Annotated in this window: 16 protein-coding genes, 2 pseudogenes and 1 CRISPR repeat array; of the genes and pseudogenes, 9 read left to right on the top strand and 9 right to left on the bottom strand. The window is 73.0% G+C overall.

Features of this window, described 5'->3' with window-relative positions:
- The 4 genes and pseudogenes from ACFVGY_RS06620 to ACFVGY_RS06635 form a co-directional block, all read right to left on the bottom strand.
- A pseudogene (locus tag ACFVGY_RS06620) lies at window positions 1–449 on the bottom strand (hypothetical protein); the annotation flags it as partial.
- Window positions 450–508: 59 nt separating this feature from the next.
- Window positions 509–1,315: an STM4013/SEN3800 family hydrolase gene (locus tag ACFVGY_RS06625; protein ID WP_385672258.1), complete on the bottom strand. Its 807-nt coding sequence runs from the start codon at window positions 1,313–1,315 to the stop codon at window positions 509–511.
- Window positions 1,316–1,349: 34 nt separating this feature from the next.
- Window positions 1,350–2,456 (bottom strand): STM4014 family protein, encoded by a 1,107-nt coding sequence (locus tag ACFVGY_RS06630; protein WP_385672009.1) that lies wholly within the window; start codon window positions 2,454–2,456, stop codon window positions 1,350–1,352.
- Between the two features lie 11 nt (window positions 2,457–2,467).
- Window positions 2,468–3,424 carry an STM4015 family protein gene (locus tag ACFVGY_RS06635; RefSeq protein WP_385672012.1) on the bottom strand — a complete coding sequence of 319 codons (957 nt, stop codon included), beginning with the start codon at window positions 3,422–3,424 and terminating at the stop codon, window positions 2,468–2,470.
- A 612-nt stretch (window positions 3,425–4,036) separates the two neighbouring features.
- On the opposite strand from ACFVGY_RS06635, the pseudogene ACFVGY_RS06640 reads away from it, so the two are divergent.
- A pseudogene (locus ACFVGY_RS06640) lies at window positions 4,037–4,216 on the top strand (FAD-dependent monooxygenase); the annotation flags it as partial.
- 348 nt (window positions 4,217–4,564) lie between these two features.
- On the opposite strand, the gene ACFVGY_RS06645 reads toward ACFVGY_RS06640, so the two are convergent.
- Complete coding sequence (locus tag ACFVGY_RS06645) at window positions 4,565–4,963, bottom strand: VOC family protein (protein ID WP_202198637.1); 399 nt, start codon at window positions 4,961–4,963, stop codon at window positions 4,565–4,567.
- A 93-nt stretch (window positions 4,964–5,056) separates the two neighbouring features.
- Here ACFVGY_RS06645 and ACFVGY_RS06650 point away from each other — a divergent pair, with 93 nt between their 5' ends.
- Window positions 5,057–6,067 carry a helix-turn-helix transcriptional regulator gene (locus ACFVGY_RS06650; protein ID WP_385672015.1) on the top strand — a complete coding sequence of 337 codons (1,011 nt, stop codon included), beginning with the start codon at window positions 5,057–5,059 and terminating at the stop codon, window positions 6,065–6,067.
- A 10-nt stretch (window positions 6,068–6,077) separates the two neighbouring features.
- Here ACFVGY_RS06650 and ACFVGY_RS06655 read toward each other — a convergent pair whose 3' ends face one another.
- Together ACFVGY_RS06655 and ACFVGY_RS06660 are read right to left on the bottom strand one after the other, a co-directional pair.
- Entirely contained in the window at window positions 6,078–6,353 is a 276-nt protein-coding gene (locus tag ACFVGY_RS06655) for a hypothetical protein (protein WP_385672017.1), read from the bottom strand.
- Complete coding sequence (locus ACFVGY_RS06660) at window positions 6,353–6,586, bottom strand: hypothetical protein (protein ID WP_385672019.1); 234 nt, start codon at window positions 6,584–6,586, stop codon at window positions 6,353–6,355. The genes ACFVGY_RS06655 and ACFVGY_RS06660 overlap by 1 nt, the downstream gene beginning before the upstream one ends.
- Window positions 6,587–6,863: 277 nt before the next feature.
- Between ACFVGY_RS06660 and ACFVGY_RS06665 the strand changes: the two genes are divergently transcribed.
- The 4 genes from ACFVGY_RS06665 (at window position 6,864) to ACFVGY_RS06680 (ending at window position 9,929) form a co-directional block, all read left to right on the top strand.
- Window positions 6,864–7,658 carry a response regulator transcription factor gene (locus ACFVGY_RS06665; protein ID WP_385672021.1) on the top strand — a complete coding sequence of 265 codons (795 nt, stop codon included), beginning with the start codon at window positions 6,864–6,866 and terminating at the stop codon, window positions 7,656–7,658.
- A complete protein-coding gene (locus ACFVGY_RS06670) occupies window positions 7,655–9,103 on the top strand; it encodes a sensor histidine kinase (protein WP_385672024.1) in 1,449 nt (482 codons plus the stop codon). The genes ACFVGY_RS06665 and ACFVGY_RS06670 overlap by 4 nt, the downstream gene beginning before the upstream one ends.
- Window positions 9,104–9,321: 218 nt before the next feature.
- Entirely contained in the window at window positions 9,322–9,735 is a 414-nt protein-coding gene (locus tag ACFVGY_RS06675; RefSeq protein ID WP_385672027.1) for a hypothetical protein, read from the top strand.
- The gene (locus ACFVGY_RS06680) at window positions 9,732–9,929 is read left to right on the top strand and encodes a hypothetical protein (RefSeq protein ID WP_385672030.1); all 198 of its coding nucleotides are present in this window, start codon (window positions 9,732–9,734) and stop codon (window positions 9,927–9,929) included. The genes ACFVGY_RS06675 and ACFVGY_RS06680 overlap by 4 nt, the downstream gene beginning before the upstream one ends.
- 107 nt (window positions 9,930–10,036) lie before the next feature.
- On the opposite strand, the gene ACFVGY_RS06685 is transcribed toward ACFVGY_RS06680, so the two are convergent.
- Complete coding sequence (locus tag ACFVGY_RS06685; protein ID WP_385672033.1) at window positions 10,037–10,423, bottom strand: hypothetical protein; 387 nt, start codon at window positions 10,421–10,423, stop codon at window positions 10,037–10,039.
- Window positions 10,424–10,900: 477 nt separating this feature from the next.
- Here ACFVGY_RS06685 and ACFVGY_RS06690 point away from each other — a divergent pair, with 477 nt between their 5' ends.
- The 3 genes from ACFVGY_RS06690 to ACFVGY_RS06700 all read left to right on the top strand — a co-directional run bounded on the left by ACFVGY_RS06690 (window position 10,901) and on the right by ACFVGY_RS06700 (window position 13,612).
- Complete coding sequence (locus ACFVGY_RS06690; protein ID WP_385672036.1) at window positions 10,901–12,133, top strand: NAD(P)/FAD-dependent oxidoreductase; 1,233 nt, start codon at window positions 10,901–10,903, stop codon at window positions 12,131–12,133.
- Window positions 12,134–12,182: 49 nt separating this feature from the next.
- Window positions 12,183–13,082, top strand: a complete 900-nt coding sequence (locus tag ACFVGY_RS06695) for an RNA polymerase sigma-70 factor (RefSeq protein ID WP_385672038.1) — start codon at window positions 12,183–12,185, stop codon at window positions 13,080–13,082.
- A gap of 125 nt (window positions 13,083–13,207) precedes the next feature.
- Window positions 13,208–13,612 (top strand): hypothetical protein, encoded by a 405-nt coding sequence (locus ACFVGY_RS06700; RefSeq protein ID WP_385672041.1) that lies wholly within the window; start codon window positions 13,208–13,210, stop codon window positions 13,610–13,612.
- On the opposite strand, the gene ACFVGY_RS06705 is transcribed toward ACFVGY_RS06700, so the two are convergent.
- Window positions 13,596–15,170: an IPT/TIG domain-containing protein gene (locus ACFVGY_RS06705; RefSeq protein WP_385672044.1), complete on the bottom strand. Its 1,575-nt coding sequence runs from the start codon at window positions 15,168–15,170 to the stop codon at window positions 13,596–13,598. The two genes, ACFVGY_RS06700 and ACFVGY_RS06705, sit on opposite strands and share 17 nt — an antisense overlap.
- Before the next feature lie 476 nt (window positions 15,171–15,646).
- Window positions 15,647–15,918: a CRISPR direct-repeat array (repeat unit 28 nt; unit sequence GGGTCATCCCCGCGGGTGCGGGGAGCAG).
- Window positions 15,919–16,740: the final 822 nt, after the last annotated feature.

The raw sequence follows: 16,740 nt of genomic DNA on the forward strand, positions 1-16,740 counted from the left end.
CGGTGCGGCCCCCCGTGGCGTGTCGGGGGTCGGGCCCCGGGGGGGGTGCCGGCGCGGGGGGGGTGGAGGGGGGGGGCGCGCCCGCCCTGGGGGCGGGCCGCGAACCGTACCGGGCCGTCGTCACCGAGCGCCTCGCGGACGGCGGCGGCCTGGCGGTCGAGCGCGTCGAGGTAGCGGCCGGTGAGGCCGTCGGGGGCGCCGATGCGGGTGAACAGGTTGCAGAATCCGCAGCGGACCTCGCAGAAGGGTACGTGGAGGTAGAGCGAGAGGGCGTCCTTGGCCTCGCCCCGCCACAGGTCGCGCAGCGCGGGCCGGTCGGGCAGGGGCCCGTAGGCGGTCTTGTGGGGGTAGGCGTAGACGTAGCTCTGGTACGGGCGCGGGCGCACTGCGGGATCCGTCACCAGCGCGGGCACGGCGGGGGCGGTCACGGGCACGGCGGGGGCGGTCATGGGCACGGCGGGGGCGGTCACGGGCACGGCGGGGGCGGTCATGGGCACGGCGGGGGCGGTCATGCGGACGGCTCCAGGAAGAAGTGGGCGTACGGCACGGTCCACACGGCCTCGTGGGCCAGTCGGTGGCCGGTGTAGCCGTCGTCGCCGTAGGTCGTGCCGTGGTCGGAGCAGACGATGGCGAAGCAGCGGCGGCGCGAGCTCATCGCGGCGAAGAGCCGGCCGATGTGCCGGTCGACGTATTCCAGCGCGGCTGCGTGGCTGGCGCAGGTGTCCCCGGCCTCGCGGGTGGCACCGGGCAGGTGGAACCAGTTCGGCTGGTGCAGCGCGGAGGCGTTGAGGAAGAGGAACAGCCGCTGGTCGGCGGGGAGTCCGGCGACGACCTGCTCGGCGCGCTCGACCTGCGCCTCGAAGGAGGTGGGGGACGCCACGCCGAAGCCGGGCTCCCAGTGGCTCTCCTGGAACATCCCGGGGAGCACGTCGCCCAGGGCGCCCTGCTTGTTGAAGAAGCCGACGCCGCCGATGCAGACCGTGCGGTACCCGGCCGCGGCGAGGCCGGACACCAGGTCCGGGGTGTCGAAGACGTACGTGCGCCCGGCGGTGGTCTCGCTGCCGGCGAAGCGGGCGGCGAACAGCCGCGGGTGCGGTCCGGGCGCGGCGGGGGTGGGCAGGAACCCGGCGAACATCGCCTGGTGGGAGGCGTAGGTGAAGCTGCCGGGGGCGTGTCGCCGCTCCCAGGCCCCGCCGGGCAGGTGGCGGGCGAGGTGCGGGATGCGGCCGGCGGCGGCCAGCTCGACGGCGACGTCGTGGCGGAGGGTGTCCAGGGTGAGCAGGAGCAGGTCGTCACGGCCGACGACCTCGTTCATGTCGGGCAGGTCCGTGGGGGACGGGGGGTCGGTGTCAGGCAGGTGCACGGTGGTTCCTCGCGATGTGGAGCGGTGCGGCGGCGACCTGGGCCGCGTAGGTGTCGAGGCCCTCGGCTCCGCGGCCGGGCAGGCCGGTGAGGCCGGGCAGCAGGTCGCCGAAGGCGTTGACCTCGGCGACGGCGAACCGCCGCCAGCCGACGGCGGGCAGCAGGTCGACGCCGACGCACAGGGTGCCGGGGAAGCAGGCCGCGGCCCGTTCGCAGGTCTCCAGTGCGTGGGCCCAGCAGGTGCCCGCGGCCGCGGCCACGGCCGCGAGGTCGCCGCGGCTTCCGCCGAGGTGGAGGTTGGTCATGGGCGCGCGGCTGGTGCGTACGACGGCGTGGGTGGCGCGGCCGGCCACGACGACCACCCGCAGGTCCGCCGCCCGGCCGCCGACGGAGGCCTTGGGCCACCAGCGTTCGACGTGCAGCCCGTCGGGGGCGAGGGCGTCGACCAGGGCGGCGGTCTCCCGCTCGTTCGTGATGCGGCGGACCCGCAGGGAGTTGTGCAGGCTGCCGTCCTCGGCCGTCTCGACGGAGGTGGTCGCCCGGATCCGGCCCCGGCCGGCCGTCTCGACGGCGACGACGCCGGACGCGGAGGACCCGTGGGCGGGCTTGACGAAGACGCGGGGCATGCCGTGTGCGGCCATCAGGTCCCGTACGTCGGCCCAGCCGCGCACGGGGGCGGCCCCGCCGGAGGTGGGGGACGCCGGTACGGGCACCCCGGCGCGGTCGAGGGCCCGGTGGCAGTGCCGCTTGTCGAACAGGACGGCCAGTTCGTCGGGGTCGTCGAGGCGGAGGCCGCCGCTGAGGGTCCGTACGGCCGCGGTGAAGCGTGCGTACCAGCGGGCGCCGCCCTCGACGCGGGTGGGGTCGGTGACGCCGCGCAGGATCCGGTCGACCTCGGGGTCCTCCCCCGGCGAGTCGAGGCGTACCAGCTCGTCGGCGGCGAAGGCCGCACCGCCCTCGCGCAGGACGCGGGCCCAGGGCACGACGCGGGGCGCGGGTCGTCCGGCCTCGCGCACGGCCCGGGTGAACAGGGCGACGCGGCGGTTCGCCGGGTTGCCGACGACCGCCCAGCGCGGGGGCGTGTGCTGCGTCACGGTCCGGCTCGCTACTCGCCGACGGCGACGAAGCGCATGGTGCGGCCGTCCCACTCGTCCTCGTAGGCGCGGCCCCGGTCGAGGGCGAGGGCGACGCCGGCGCCCTCCAGGGTGTCCCGGAAGCGCTGCTCCAGCGGGGCGCTGAGGTAGTTGTGGTGGAGGTCGAGCTTCTTGAGGTGGGTGAGGGGCTGGCCGCCGAGGAGCGCGGCGCCGCCCTCGTCGGTGAGGACGCCCATGGACAGGTCGAGGGTGTCCAGCCGGGCCACGACGGGCGCGGACGCCATGGCGGTGGCGATCTCGTCCTGGATGTCGCTGTTGCGCAGGGCCAGGTGGCGCAGGCTCGGCAGCCGGTCCCCGGCCATGATGGGCTCGACGTCGGTCAGCTCGCACTCCGCGCCGTAGTTGGCGGTGCCGAGCCAGAGGTCGAGGTGCTCCAGGGCGGGCAGGTCACTGGCGGCGATGTTGCGCACGGCCCGGGCGGGCATGCCGCCGGTCTCGACGGTGAGGGAGCGCAGCCGGCGGTGGGTGACAGGCTGGAAGACGAGGCCGCTGCCGCCGCGGACGCCGAACTCCTCCAGGTCGGGGAAGTTGTCCAGGAGCGGGCCGACGTCGCCCTGGGTGATCCAGGAGAGCTCGCATTCCTCGGACTCCATGTCGCCGAGGAACAGGGCCCGCAGGGCGGGGAGCCCGTGGCGGGCGGCCACGAGCGCGTCGATGATCTCCTCGGGCCCGTCGTCGTACGCGTCCTCCCAGGCTCCGACGACGATCGCGCGGACGCGGGTGGTGTCGACGGCGGCGGTGAAGCGGGCGAAGGCCTCGGTCCAGCTCTCTTCGGCGTCGTAGGTGTCGGAGGCGATGCGCCAGGCGACGGCGTCCGCCTCGGGCAGGGTCGGGTCCTCGCCGTCCGGGCCGGGGAAGGTGAAGACGGGAAGCCCGTACGACTCCGTCAGGTGCCTCGGGTAGCTCATGGTTCCCCGCCGTTCCTCGTGTGTCGCGTGCGTCGCGTGCGTCGCGCCGTGGTGTGCGCCGCGTGAATGTGCTGCCAGTTCTAGCAAGCGGCACTGACAGGGCTGGTGGCGGGACCACCCTCGCGCTCGCGCTGGCCGGCCGGCTCGTCCGGGACGGACGGCGCGTCGAGGCCCGGCCGGGCCGCAGGGGCCGGCCGCCGCGCTGCGCAGCTCGCGCGACACCGTGCACGCCCTGCGCGGCTGGCCGACGCCGCTCGGGGTGGTGGTCGGTGCCGCGCCGTCCGATCTGTCGGGCGGCCCCGGGGACCGTACCGCGGCCCGACGCGGCCGGCGGCCGCAACCACCCCTCCTGTCGCTGCGCGACCCGGACGTGGCCGTGGAGAGGGTATCGGGCATCCGTCACCGACGTCCGCATCACCGTGGAGTCCCGGCGGGGCGACGCGGAGCGGGCGGCCGGCCCGGCACCTCAAATCCGTTGTCCAGCAAGGGGAACCGCGCCATGTACTCCGCCGCGGTTCCCCACGGACCGGTACGTTGATCAACGGTGGAACTCGGGAACTGGTGCGGGTGGCCGCCGACGACTCGGGCCTGGAGATCAGCGTGCACAACGCGATGGCCTGGGAGAGCGCGGCGCTGGTCGCCGACCGCTTCCGGGAAGGCCGGGCGTTCCTGGTGGGTGACTCCGCGCACGCGATGCCCCCGGCGGGCGGATTCGGCGGGAACACCGGCGTCCAGGACGCCCATAACCTCGCCTGGAAGCTGGCCGCCGTCCTGGACGGCTCCGCGGACGGTGCGCTGCTCGACACCTACGAAGCCGAGCGCCGACCGGTCGCCGAGTTCACGGTGCGCGAGACGATGGCGCGCATCGACCAGTCATCGGCCGAGAGCCGGGCCACCGTGCAACTCGGCTACTGCTACCCGTCGTTGTGGGCGTCCGTCCCCGGCAAGGACGCCCGCGACGTGGCGGAGGGCGAACCGCCCGTCGCGGAGAACCCGTTCGAACTCTCCGGCCGCCCGGGAACCCGGGCCCCGCACCTGGTGCTGGACGACAAGGGGAAGCGGCTGTCTGGGTGTGTCCGACCGGCTGCGGGCGGCAGTGCTCGCCCTCCGGGGCCGCGTCGTGAGCGGCTGTGCGTGGCGTCAGCGTGCGAACTTTTCGATGGCCGCCGGGGTGACGGGGGTGAAGAAGTTGACGAGGTTGCCGTCGGGGTCGCGGAACAGCAGCGACCGGTTGCCCCAGGGCATCGTCGTGGGCTCGTTGACGAAGTCGGTGACGAAGCCGGTCAGGTTCTGGTGAACGCGGTCCACGTCGTCGACGAGGAACTCGGTGATCACGCTGTGATTGTCCGCCGGGCGGGCAGAGCCCGGGGCGAACAACGGGACGGTGCGGGTGCCGGCGATCGCGAGGGTGGCGCCCGCGGTCCGGAGTTCGGCGAAGTCCTCGGTGGCCCACGTCGCCCGCGCCCCGGTGGCTCGCTCGTAGAAGTCGACGAGGCGCGCGACGTCGCTGGTGATGATGCGGATCGAGACGAAGTCCATGGGAATCTCCTTGGCTGTGCTGGAGGCGTGTTCGTCGCAGGCTAGGAGAAATAGTGGACAGAATCGGTCCTGTATTCGCGTTAGGCTGCCGCCATGCCTCGACCAACCGGCCGCGTGCTGACACTCCTGGAGCTGCTGCAGTCGGGCGGCACCCGGACGGTGGCCGAACTCGCCGACCGGCTCGGCGTCGAAGGGCGCACCGTGCGCCGGTATGTGGACCAACTGATCGACCTCGACGTGCCCGTGGAATCGGTGCGCGGCCGCTACGGCGGGTACCGGCTGGCTCCCGGGTACCGCCTGCCTCCGCTCATGCTCAGCGACGACGAGGCGCTGGCCGTGGTGCTCGGCCTGGTCGCGGGCCGCCGAGCAGGGTTGACGACGACGGAGCGCACGGCAAGCGAGACGGCGTCGGCGAAGATCCGGCGGGTGCTGCCCAAGCACATCGCCCGTCGGCTCGAGACCCTCCTGGAAGCTCTCGCCTTCACGGAGCAGCCCGGCGAGTTCGACACCCCGGACGCTGGGGTCCTGCTCACGATCGCCGATGCGGTGCGCCACCACCGACCGGTCTCGATCCGCTACACCGACCGTGACGGACGGCGCAGCGAACGCACGCTGCACGCGTACGGGATCGTCGCCCATGCGGGCCGGTGGTACGTCACGGGCAAGGACGCCCAGATCGGCGAGGACCGAACCTTCCGGCTCGATCGCATCGCAGACGCACGGACCCTGCCCGGCTCGTTCGAAGCGCCAGTGGGTCCCGGTCCGGAACAGCGCGTGTTGTCAGGGTTCGCCACGGCCGAGTACCAGCATGAGGTGACCTTGCGGATCCACGGGACAGTTGAGCAGATCCGCGCCCACCTTCCGGCCAGCGTCGCGAGCCTGGAGGAGGACGAGTCCGCGGCCGGCGAGGACCGCGCGACCGAGCGCTGGCTGCGCGTCGAGCTGCGGGCGGAGCGGCTCGACTGGTTGCCCCCGGTACTCGCCTCGCTCGACCGGCCGTTCGTCATCGAGCGCCCCGATGAACTCCGCGACCTCGTCACCGCGCTCGCCGATCGCCTCACGTCCTACGCCGCCGAGCCTGACCGCGAGGAACCCATGTCATGAGATGGCCCACCTAGACCTCGATGTAGGCCACGACGACGACCGTCCTGAGGGCGGTCACGAAGTACAGGACCCGGACGGACTCGACTTCGTCGGTGTACTGGCGGAGCCGGGGGCCGGCGGCGCCGCCGCCGGGGATCGGTTCGCCGACCTCCGGGTCGACTGAGATGACGACCAGGGCGCGGTCCAGGGCGTGGACCTCGGCCTCGCGGGTGATGTTCGCCAGCTGCTGGGCGGCGGAGTCGGAGAACGCGATCCGGGCACGGCGCGGGCCGTACCGTGCTGCCATCAGGCGACGGCCGGGCGCTGGGCGGCGAGGCGGGCGAGGTGCTGTTCGCGCAGCTCCTCCCACGGGGTGCAATCCTCCACCGGCGGCAGGCCGTTGGCGGCGATGTCCTCCAGGACGGCGGCGAACTGGTCGGCGTTGGCACGGGTCCGGGCGGCGTACGCGCGCACCGCGTCGGCGGCTGCGGGGTCCAGCTGCTGCCGGGCGGTGTCGGCGGGGGCCGGCTGTTCGCTCATCGGGGCTCCGTGGGGCGGCGCGGAACTGGTACGCCTCCCACGGTATCCCCGGACCTCACGGGTGGGGACCACTCCGACCACTGCGGGAATCCCGCGCGCGTGGACGGCGCATGCCGTCAGACTCCGGCGGCGTGCCGGCGACGGAGCCGCCGACCTGCGCCGACCGTGCCCGCCCGAGCGGGACTCCGGCAGCCGGCCCGGCTGCGCGTCGTACGGGCCGGCGTGAGAGGGTCGGGCCCCGGCTCCGGGATGGACCGGGGACGGGGAGGTGGGGCGTATGGCCGGAAGTGCGGCCACCGGCGGCGTGGTGCTCGTGGCGGACGACGACGCCGCCATCAGGCGGTCACTGGAGCGCGGGCTGCGGCTGAGCGGCTTCACCGTGCTGCTCGCCGCGGACGGGCCCGGCGCGCTCGCGCTGCTCGCCGGACGGAGCCCCGACGTCCTGGTCCTGGACGTGTCGATGCCCGGGCTGACCGGTACGGAGGTGTGCCGGACCCTGCGGGCGCGGGGCGACGAGACGCCCGTCCTGATGCTGTCGGCCCTCGACGAGCTCGCCGACCGGGTCGCGGGGTTGCAGGCGGGGGCGGACGACTACCTGGTCAAGCCGTTCGCGCTGGAGGAGCTGGTGCTGCGGCTGCGCGCGTTGTTGCGCCGCCGTCCGGCGGGGCCCGCCGGGCCGGCCCCGGACGCGCCGCTGCGGGCGGGCCCGCTGGTGGTCGACCCGGCGACCCGCGAGGTGCACCGCGACGGGGTCGCCGTGCACCTCACCCGCCGGGAGTTCGAGCTGCTGGCCACCCTGGTGCGCAATGCGGGCATCGTCCTCACCCGGGACCAGCTGCTGGACCGGGTGTGGGGCTACGACTTCGAGGTCCGCACCGACGCCGTCGACACGTTCGTCAGCTACCTGCGCCGGAAGCTGGAGGAGGGCGGGCGGCCGCGCCTGATCCATACCGTGCGCGGTGTCGGCTTCGTCCTGCGCACCACTGCCACCACCACCATCGCCACCGCCACCGCCACCACCGCCACCGCCACCGCCACCACCGTCGACGACGACGGCCGGAGCGGCGCATGAAGCTCGCCGCCCGGGTCGCGGTCTCGGTGACCGTGGTCGTGCCGCTGCTCGTGCTCGCCGCGGGCCTGCTGCTGCTCGGTCTCGTCCAGCGGGACCTGCGCCAGCAGCAGGACGCCCGACTGCAGGACCGGGCCTCGGCGGTCCTCCCGGACGTCAGGGCGCTGCTGAACGCCGACCGCAACGACCGGCCGAAGGTGGAGCAGAACCAGCAGCGCAAGGTCCTCGGCGGCGTCATGGACGCCGGGATCCGGGTCCGCAACGCGCAGGCGTCGGTCGTGCTGGAGGGCGGACCGCAGCCCGCCGACGCGGTACGGCTGCCGGAGCAGACCCCGGACGGCCCGGTCACCGTCCGGGCCAAGGGCCGCGCCTGGCGGGTGCTCAGCGTGCCGGTGGCCGGTCCCGCGCCGGGCACGCTGTGGCTGTTCGCCCCGGCCTCGGCGACGGATCCGCAGCTCGCGGCCCTACGCCGGCGCGTCCTGCTGGTCGCCGTACTGGCGGCCCCCGTGTCCGGCCTGGTGGCGTACGGGCTGGCCGGGCGCGCCACCGCCTCCGTGCGGCAGCTGAGCCGCCGGGCGGCCGCCCTCGACCCGGCGGCGGGCGCCGCGGCCTTCGCCCCCGCGCCGGCCGGCGTGGCCGAGGTGGACGAGCTGTCCGCAGCGATCGCCGGGCTACTGGCCCGCTACGACGAGCAGGCCGCCAGGACCGCACAGGCGCTGGACACCGCCCGCTCCTTCTCCTCGGCGGCCTCGCACGAGCTGCGCACGCCGCTCATGAGCATGCGGACCGACCTCGACGTCCTCGCCGCGCATCCCGACCTGCCCGCCGAGGAGCGGGCGGAGGTGGTGCAGGACCTGCAGAGCGACCACGCGCGGCTGCTCGAACTCCTGACGGCCCTGCGCATGCTCGCCCTCGGCGACCTGGTGGACGTCTCCGCGTACGCCCCGCTCGACCTGTGCGAGCTGGTGGACTCGGCGGTCGGAGAGGCCGCCCGCCGCCACCCGGAGGCGCGGTTGAGCGCCGATCTACCCGCCGAGCTGCGGCTCTTCGGCTGGGAGGCGGGGCTGCGGATCCTGTTCGCCAACCTGCTGGCCAACGCCGTCGTACACGGCCGCCTCCCGCAGGAACCGCCGCGGATCACCGTACGGCTCCGGGCGGAGGACGGCAGTGCCGTCCTCACCGTGGACGACGCGGGCCCCGGCATCCCGGCCGCCGAGCGGGAGGCGGTCTTCCAGCGGTTCCACCACCGCCCGGGCAGCCCCGGCTCCGGGCTGGGCCTGACCCTGGTCGCGCAGCAGGCGTCGCTGCACCACGGCACCGTCACCGTGGAGGACGCGCCGGACGGCACGGGCGCGCGGTTCACCGTACGCCTCCCCCTGCCCGTTGCGGACTCCCCCGCCCCGCCGCTGCCGGTGCGGCGCGCCTGGATCGCGTCGTCGGACGCCTGAGCCCGGCGGGCGCGGGGGCGGGCGGAGGTCGAGCGTCGGGGGGTCGGGGGGTGGGGGGTGGGGGGTGGGGGGGTCGGGGGGTGGGGGTTCGGGAGTCGGGGGTCGGGGGTGGAACGGTCACAAAGAAACCACAAGAACGGTCCCTACGTTGCTGCCCGGCCGCGGGACCGCCCGTGCGGCGGCGGCCGAGTGCACACCGACACCGAAGGGGAACCCGCATGCTCACGAACCGCAGGACCGCTGCCGCTCTCGGCACCGTCGTACTGGCCGGTGCGCTGCTCGGCGCCTCGCCCGCGCAGGCCGACACCGGTGCCGGCACCCCGTCCGCCGCGCCGTCGGCGAAGGCCGCGCCGAAGGGCGACGGCGCCGAGGCCCTCTGCAAGCGCCTCCCGAAGGTCGAAGCCCGGATCAACGCCGCCCTCACCCGGCTGAACGGTGACGTCACCGTGCCCGGGTCGATCGCCCGGCTGGAGAAGCGCGTCGCCGAGGCCAAGGCCGCCGGGCACACCGAGGTGCACACCTACCTCAACGACCGTCTGACCGCCCGCAAGAACATGCCGGCGACCCTGCAGAAGCGCCAGACCGACCTGAAGGGCGTCAGCGCCTGGTGCGCCGCCCGGGGGACCAAGTGACCGCCCGGATCCGCGGCGCCGCCGCACTCGCGGCCCTGGCCGCCGGAGCGGCGCTGCTCCTCACCGGCTGCGGCGGCGGGGCGGAGTCCGCGCCCGCCGGGCAGTCCGGGCAGGTCGCGGACATGCAGCAGAAACTGGACGCCGCCGAGCAGGCGGCATCCGCCGCGGACCGGGACGCCACCGAGGACAACTGAACCGGACCTCGGCCGCCCGTGCCGTCCCGGGAGCACCGGGGTGCACCACGCACCGGCGCTCCCGGACGTCCCGCCACCGCACGGCGGGCTACCCGACCCCGGGTGCGTCAGTGGAACGGGTGGGACCGCTGGCTCGGACCGGGAGGATCGAAGGTCACGCCGTTCTCGTCGAGCGCGTTGAAGACGGTCACGCGACCGGTCTCGAAGGCGAAGCTCACGTCGACGTTTCCCCGAGCGACGTCCCTGCCCGTCCATTCGAGCAGTTCGGCACCCTTGAGCGGCAGCCCCCGCAGGGCCCGGAGTTCAGGAAGGGGCTCGGAACGCCACTGCAGGTCGAAGCCGGGCCACTGGACCGGACGAGTGGGGTCGACCGTGTTCCACGTGAGGGAGAGTTCACCGAATGTGTGGTGGTTGATCTCGACCTGCTCGCCGTCGAAGTCGAACAACACCGGGCAGTCGCAGAACCACTCGTCGTCCCTGAGGTCCCAGACCATCCAAGCCCTCGTGAGCGTCCGGCCGGCGAGACCCCGCAGGCGACTCCCGTGCTCACGCACGACGTCACGACGGTCGTCCCACCACACCGGCCGGTAACCCACGACGCCAAAATCGAACACGGCACCATCCTGCCAGAGCTGCCCCGGGCCGGGGTCAGACGATCCAGGCCCCGTCCCGCATGGAGGTGCCGGCCCGGCAGCTCGTGCTCCTCGTGCTCCTCGTGCCACGCCTGTACCGCACGCGGCCGCACACGGAAGTAGCCGTACGAGCTCGTCGGCGGAAGCCACCCAGACGTCCGTTTCCCTTTCCAGACGGGCCAGTACGTCGTGCTGACGCTGATCGGGACCGCGCGGAAGGTGGTCCGGACCGGCCGCGGGGACGACGGCCGGCCCTCGGAGTGATCTGGCTCACATGCTGTCACGGCGGCCGATCGTCCGGTGTCTCGTGGTCGACCCGCTGGACACGGAGGAGACACCATGAGCGAGCAGACCCACGTCGTCGTGATCGGCGGCGGGTACGCCGGCGTGATGGCCGCCAACCGCCTGACGCAGCGCGACGACGTGACCGTGACCCTGATCAACCCGCGCCCGGCTTTCGTCCCCCGGCTCCGCCTTCACCAGCTGGTGGGCGGAACCCACGAGGCGGTCGTCGACTATCGCGGGATCCTTGCCGAGGGCGTCCGGCTGGTCGTCGGCACCGTGACCCGGATCGACGCGGCCGGGCGGAACGTGGCGCTGGCGAGCGGCGGCACCCTCGGCTACGACTACCTGCTGTACGCGGTGGGCAGCGGCAGCGCCGAGCCGGGCGTCCCCGGAGCGGCCGAGTTCGCACACCCGATCGCGACCCTGGAGGCGGCGCAGCGCCTGCGGTCGGTGCTCGGCGCCGCGCCCGCGGCGGCTGCGGTGTCGGTCGTCGGCGCCGGGCCGACCGGCATCGAGACGGCGGCCGAACTGGCGGAGCAGGGCCGCCGGGTGACCCTGGCCTGCGGCGGCGTCCTCGGGCCCTACCTGCACCCCCGGGCGCGGCGTACGGTCGCCAGACGGCTCGCCCGGCTCGGGGTGACCGTCCTGGAGGGACCCGACACCAAGGTGACGGCGGTGACGCGTGACGCCGTACGGCTCCGGGACGGCCGCGAGCTGCCCAGTGCGGTGACGATCTGGACCGCTGGATTCGGCGTGCCGGACCTGGCGGTGCGCAGCGGGCTGCGCACCGACGCGGCAGGACGCCTACTCACGGACGAGACGCTGACCAGCGTGGCCGACGAACGCATCGTCGCCGCCGGGGACTCGGCGGCACCGTCGGACCTGCCGTTCCGGATGAGCGCCTATGGCGCGGGATGCCTGGGCGCCCACGCCGCCGACACCGTGCTCCGGCGTATCGCGGGGGAGCAGCCCGCGCCCGTCGACCTGTCGTTCCCCGCCATGTGCCTCAGCCTGGGGCGCCGGGCCGCCGTCTTCCAGCTCGCCCACAAGGACGACACGGCGATGCGGCTCTACGTCGGTGGCCGCGCAGGAGCGAAGCTCAAGGAGCTCAGCTGCTCGTTCAGCGTCAAGCACCTGGCCAACGAGGCACGCAAGCCCGGTACGCACAGCTGGCCCGCGGGCGACAAGCGCCGGGAACAGCTACTGGTGCAGGCGCAGTTGCAGTCGCAGTCGCAGTCGCAGACCGAGCGCGGTCGGGCGTCGACCGCCGCCGAACGGGCAGCCTGACCGACGGCCACCCGGGCCTCAGACGGAACGAGAGACGAGTAGACGAGACATGACCGACCACACCGCCACGGACCCGGCGACCGAGACGTTCGTCGCGCACCGCAACCTGCTGTTCACCGTCGCCTACGAGATGCTCGGCTCGGCCGCCGACGCCGAGGACGTCCTCCAGGAGACCTGGCTGCGCTGGGTCGGGGTCGACCTCGACCACGTACGCGACCAGCGCGCCTACCTGGTGCGGATCACGACCCGCCAGGCGCTCAACCGGCTGCGCAGCATGAAGCGCCGCAGGGAGGCCTACGTCGGCCAGTGGCTGCCCGAGCCGCTGCTCACCACGCCCGACGTGGCCGAGGACGTCGAACTCGCCGAGAGCATGTCGATGGCGATGATGCTCGTCCTGGAGAGCCTCTCCCCGACCGAGCGGGCCGTGTTCGTGCTGCGCGAGGTCTTCGACGTCGGGTACGACGAGATCGCCGAGGCCGTCGGCAAGTCCCCCGCCGCCGTCCGCCAGATCGCCCACCGCGCCCGTCGGCACGTCGACGCACGCCGCCCCCGCAGGACGGCGTCCGCGAGCGAGACCCGGGCTGCCCTGGAGTCGTTCCGGCGCGCCCTGGAAACCGGGAACCCGCAGGCCCTCCTCGACGTGCTCGCCCCCGACGTCGTCCTGCTCAGCGACGGCGGCGGCATCAAGCGGGCCGCGCCCAGGCCCGTCGTCGGCGCCGAGAAGTTCGTCCGCTTCTACCTCGGCGGCACCGCCAAGGCCGGGGCCACGATCGCCTGCGAACCCACCGTGGTCAACGGCAACCCAGCACTCGCCGTGTACGTCAACGGCGCGTTCGACGCCGTCATGGCCGTACGCGTCGAGGACGGACGCATCACCGGCCTCTACTTCGTCCGCAACCCCGAGAAGCTGACCCGGGTCACCTCCGAGACCCCGCTCACCCTGCGCTGAGACCGACGGCGGCCCGAACACCGCCCACCACCACACACACCGCACACACCGCACACACCGCACACACCGCACACACCGCACACACCGCACACACCGCACACACCGCACACGAGGGGGACCACACCATGGCGAGACGGACGACAACGGCGGCCGCCCAGGGCGGCGGCCTGACGTTCCTCAGGACCGCGACGGCCCTGCAGACCCTGGCCCTGTTCTTCCAGGCGACGACCGCCGGCATGCTGCTGTCCACTTCCTACGGCGAGACGCTGCACAGCGTCGGAGCACGCGTGATGTACGGCGCCTCGATGCTGTACGTACTCGCCGCGGTCCTCGCGTGGCGGCCGGGCGGCGGAACGCCCCGCCCCGTCCTGCACGCCACCGGCTTCCTCGCCCTCGCCTCGGTGCAGGTGGTCCTCGGCATCGCGCACATGCCCTCGCTCCACGTCCCCCTCGGCGTGCTGATGTTCGGCCTCAGCACCGTGGCCCTCGCCCGAACGCCGGCCGCCCGGCGCCTCAAGCCTGGTACGTGAATTCGTCGCCCGGGCCGGTGGGCGACGTGGCCACGCCGACCGTCACGGTGACGTCGACCGTCTTCGTATCGTCCGCGATCACCTCGTCGAGCAGCCGGAGCGGCGCCGTCGCCTTGATCAGGGTCGAGGACTCGACGCAGACGTCGTGCGCGGTGTGGTCCTTGAACCGCACCGACGCGTCCGCTGCGAAGCCCGAACCTTCGATGGTGACCCGCGTGCCGTGCTGCCCGTTGCGCGGGACGACCGAGCTGACCACCACGGGCGCGGGCCCGTCGTAGGCGAACTGCCCGAGCGGGACGGCGGGCGACGTACCGAGCAGGTTGGTGACGCGGACGTCGACGATGCCGACCCCCTCGGGCGCCATCGCCGTGATCCAGCTGCCGGACAGGTCGATGGCGTACTCGGTGCACGGGATCGGGCCGAAGTCGACGACGCTGTCCGGGGTGAAACCGCTGCCGCTGATGATGATCTCCCTGCCTCCCTGCCCGGCGGTGGGATTCACCGCGGTCACCCTCGGGCCGGCGGGGACCGGGGGTGCGCCCAGCAGGTGCAGGTACGAGAAGTTGGAGTGGGGGAACGCGACCTGGCCCAGGAAATCGCTGGTGGTCTTGTTGATGAGGAACGTGTCGTACCAGGAGTAGTTCCCGTTCCACTTGACGGGGGTGTCGGCATCGGGCTGGACGTAGACGTTGTCCTTCTTGAGCAGGTCGATCTCCGTCAGGAGGAGCTTCACCGTGTCGTTCGCAACCGGTTCCGGGTACCACTTCCTGGCGACGAGCAGATCGGACCAGGCCAGCGGGACCACGTCGTACGCGTTGACGTGGCGCTCGTGCAGGCTCCACTGCCGGTCGTCGACGTAGTCGGCGAAGCCCTGCAGGCCGGCGGTGGGGGCGGCGAAGGTGATGAGCGCGAACTGCGGCGTGTTCGGCGCCCAGGTCCGGGCCTGGAGGTACGCGGCGAGCATGGTGGCGATGCAGCCGCCCAGGCTGTGACCGGTCACGTAGACCGTCGGCCGGGGCGCGGACGGCACGAACGCGAGGAGGGCGGCCAGTGCCTGCGTGAGCGTGGCGCCCACCGGGATGACGTCGTCCGGCACCTGCCCGGCGGGCACCGCCGTGATGCCGCGCGCATTGGCGACCTGCGTGAACGCGGCCATGGCGCCCGCCGAGACGGCGAGCTCCGTCGATCCGTCGGGGAGGAACGGCACCACCGTGCCGACGTCGAGGTCCTCCATCATGTCGGCCGGATGGGAGACCGTGCCGCGGACGGCCACGGCGATCTGGTTCGAGCCGTCCGAGTTCCAGGCGATGTACGCGAGGTTCGCATTGTCCGGGCTGAGCCCCAGCCACTTCAGCTGCCACGTGCCGCCCGTGGCGAGCGCGCCGTCTTGCAGCAGCGCGGTGATGCCGACCCTGGCGCGCAGGGCCTGCTCCTCCCGGGTTTCACCCGACGGCCGGGGGACCGCCGCGGTGGCGGCGATCGCGGAGAGGGTCATGGTGACCTGACCGGGGGTCGGGACCGACCGGGCCGACTGAGCTGACTGGGCCGACGTCGTCATACGTGCTCCTTGCGTCTCGACGGAGCGCAGCGGGAGAGGGCGGCCGATGGCCGCCACTGTGCACGGCCCCGGGAAACCTCAACACCGTGCCCGTACCCGTACCCGTACCCGTACCCGTACCCGTACCCGTGCCCCGGCTTCGTTCGTGTTGCCCGCCTGCATCCTCGTGCGCGACGCGGCGCCCGAAGCGTTGCGACCCCGCGCAGCGTCGGATTTCAGGCTCCTGGCCCAGTACCTGCCACAGCGGCCGACACCCAAAATGCAGCCTTGGCCGCACTCCGCAAACACGATGGCCAGGATCTGGGTTCTTGGAGGGGGAGGCAGCGGGAAATACTGACGGCCATCGCGCCGCCCGGTGACACCCCCCCGGCAGGCCGCCCACTTCCAGGGACCGCCGGGCCTCTGCCCCTAGGAACAAGCACTGGCCGGCGGGCATGCGGCGGTCTTGTGCCAGATTCTCTCGGCATGGGTAAAGCAGACTATCCCCGCGGGTGCGGGGAGCAGGCGACGGTGACCGTGTTGGCTGACGCGTCGACCGGGTCATCCCCGCGGGTGCGGGGAGCAGGGTTGTCCGATCTATCCCGGCCAGCTCGGCGAGGGGTCATCCCCGCGGGTGCGGGGAGCAGTTCGTGAACTTGTCCACCGTCTCGTCCCGGGGCGGGTCATCCCCGCGGGTGCGGGGAGCAGGCCCCGCGTCCCAATACCCGGGAATCAACCAGAGGGTCATCCCCGCGGGTGCGGGGAGCAGACTTACTGACCTGCCACTTTAGGTGAGCTTGAGGGCATTCTCGAGTACTTTCACCGACTCCGGCACTTCGGGAGAAACACCGTAGATGTCATCACCGGGCCGACGGTCTCGGTGATCGCCGAAGCCGAGCAGGTGCTGGGGACCTGGTCGAGCTCGCTGCCATGGGCGTGGACCTGACCACGATAGGCCGCGGACCGGCCGACGGCAGTGTCCGCCGCATCCACCTCCCGGGTGGAGGCAGCGGTGGTCGCTGTCCTCGACGTTGAACACGTAGTGGCCTTCCTGCCTCCCGACGACGCGGACTCAAAAACGAGCAGCCGGCCTCTGTCACCAGATGGAGGCTGCTCGTCCCTTCATCCTTACCAGCCAAGTCCAGTTCTCTGAATTTCGATGTTCTGCCTCGAAGGCAGGAATAGGGCCGATAGGGTTTCTCCGCAAGGCCCTTTGCAGCAGGTTTGTTGTCACAGTGCCGCTCGTCGGCACGCCCTCCCGAGAGGTGAGTGCGTGCCGAGGCGTGCGCATAGTGCGCACCCCTGTTCGAAGGGAGGGATGCCGAAGTGGGTCCTGACAGGGAAGGCAGGCCGCTGCATCGGAAGCGTTGGTGGCGTCGGTTCGTGCGCACACGACGTGTGTTCTGGGCCTTCGCCCCGTTCGCAGCCGTGGCGGCGTCGAGCGTGGATATCGTTCGCGCTCTGCTGGGGTAGCCGTCTCGGACGTGGAGCGAACACGTCCGCGAAGGCCGTCCAGGGCGGGGCCCGTGGGGGGGAGTTGACCCCCGCGGGGCCCGGCTGATAAACAAAAGAATCGCAGCCCACGACAAAA

It is taken from the genome of Streptomyces sp. NPDC127106 (assembly GCF_042677605.1).
Lineage (GTDB): Bacteria > Actinomycetota > Actinomycetes > Streptomycetales > Streptomycetaceae > Streptomyces.

Coding starts and splice junctions, on each gene's coding strand:
- ACFVGY_RS06625 (WP_385672258.1), bottom strand. CDS start 1,315: ATGAACGAGGTCGTCGGCCGTGACGACCTGCTCCTGCTCACCCTGGAC.
- ACFVGY_RS06635 (WP_385672012.1), bottom strand. CDS start 3,424: ATGAGCTACCCGAGGCACCTGACGGAGTCGTACGGGCTTCCCGTCTTC.
- ACFVGY_RS06645 (WP_202198637.1), bottom strand. CDS start 4,963: ATGGACTTCGTCTCGATCCGCATCATCACCAGCGACGTCGCGCGCCTC.
- ACFVGY_RS06650 (WP_385672015.1), top strand. CDS start 5,057: ATGCCTCGACCAACCGGCCGCGTGCTGACACTCCTGGAGCTGCTGCAG.
- ACFVGY_RS06655 (WP_385672017.1), bottom strand. CDS start 6,353: ATGGCAGCACGGTACGGCCCGCGCCGTGCCCGGATCGCGTTCTCCGAC.
- ACFVGY_RS06660 (WP_385672019.1), bottom strand. CDS start 6,586: ATGAGCGAACAGCCGGCCCCCGCCGACACCGCCCGGCAGCAGCTGGAC.
- ACFVGY_RS06665 (WP_385672021.1), top strand. CDS start 6,864: ATGGCCGGAAGTGCGGCCACCGGCGGCGTGGTGCTCGTGGCGGACGAC.
- ACFVGY_RS06670 (WP_385672024.1), top strand. CDS start 7,655: ATGAAGCTCGCCGCCCGGGTCGCGGTCTCGGTGACCGTGGTCGTGCCG.
- ACFVGY_RS06675 (WP_385672027.1), top strand. CDS start 9,322: ATGCTCACGAACCGCAGGACCGCTGCCGCTCTCGGCACCGTCGTACTG.
- ACFVGY_RS06685 (WP_385672033.1), bottom strand. CDS start 10,423: ATGGTCTGGGACCTCAGGGACGACGAGTGGTTCTGCGACTGCCCGGTG.
- ACFVGY_RS06690 (WP_385672036.1), top strand. CDS start 10,901: ATGAGCGAGCAGACCCACGTCGTCGTGATCGGCGGCGGGTACGCCGGC.
- ACFVGY_RS06695 (WP_385672038.1), top strand. CDS start 12,183: ATGACCGACCACACCGCCACGGACCCGGCGACCGAGACGTTCGTCGCG.
- ACFVGY_RS06700 (WP_385672041.1), top strand. CDS start 13,208: ATGGCGAGACGGACGACAACGGCGGCCGCCCAGGGCGGCGGCCTGACG.
- ACFVGY_RS06705 (WP_385672044.1), bottom strand. CDS start 15,170: ATGACGACGTCGGCCCAGTCAGCTCAGTCGGCCCGGTCGGTCCCGACC.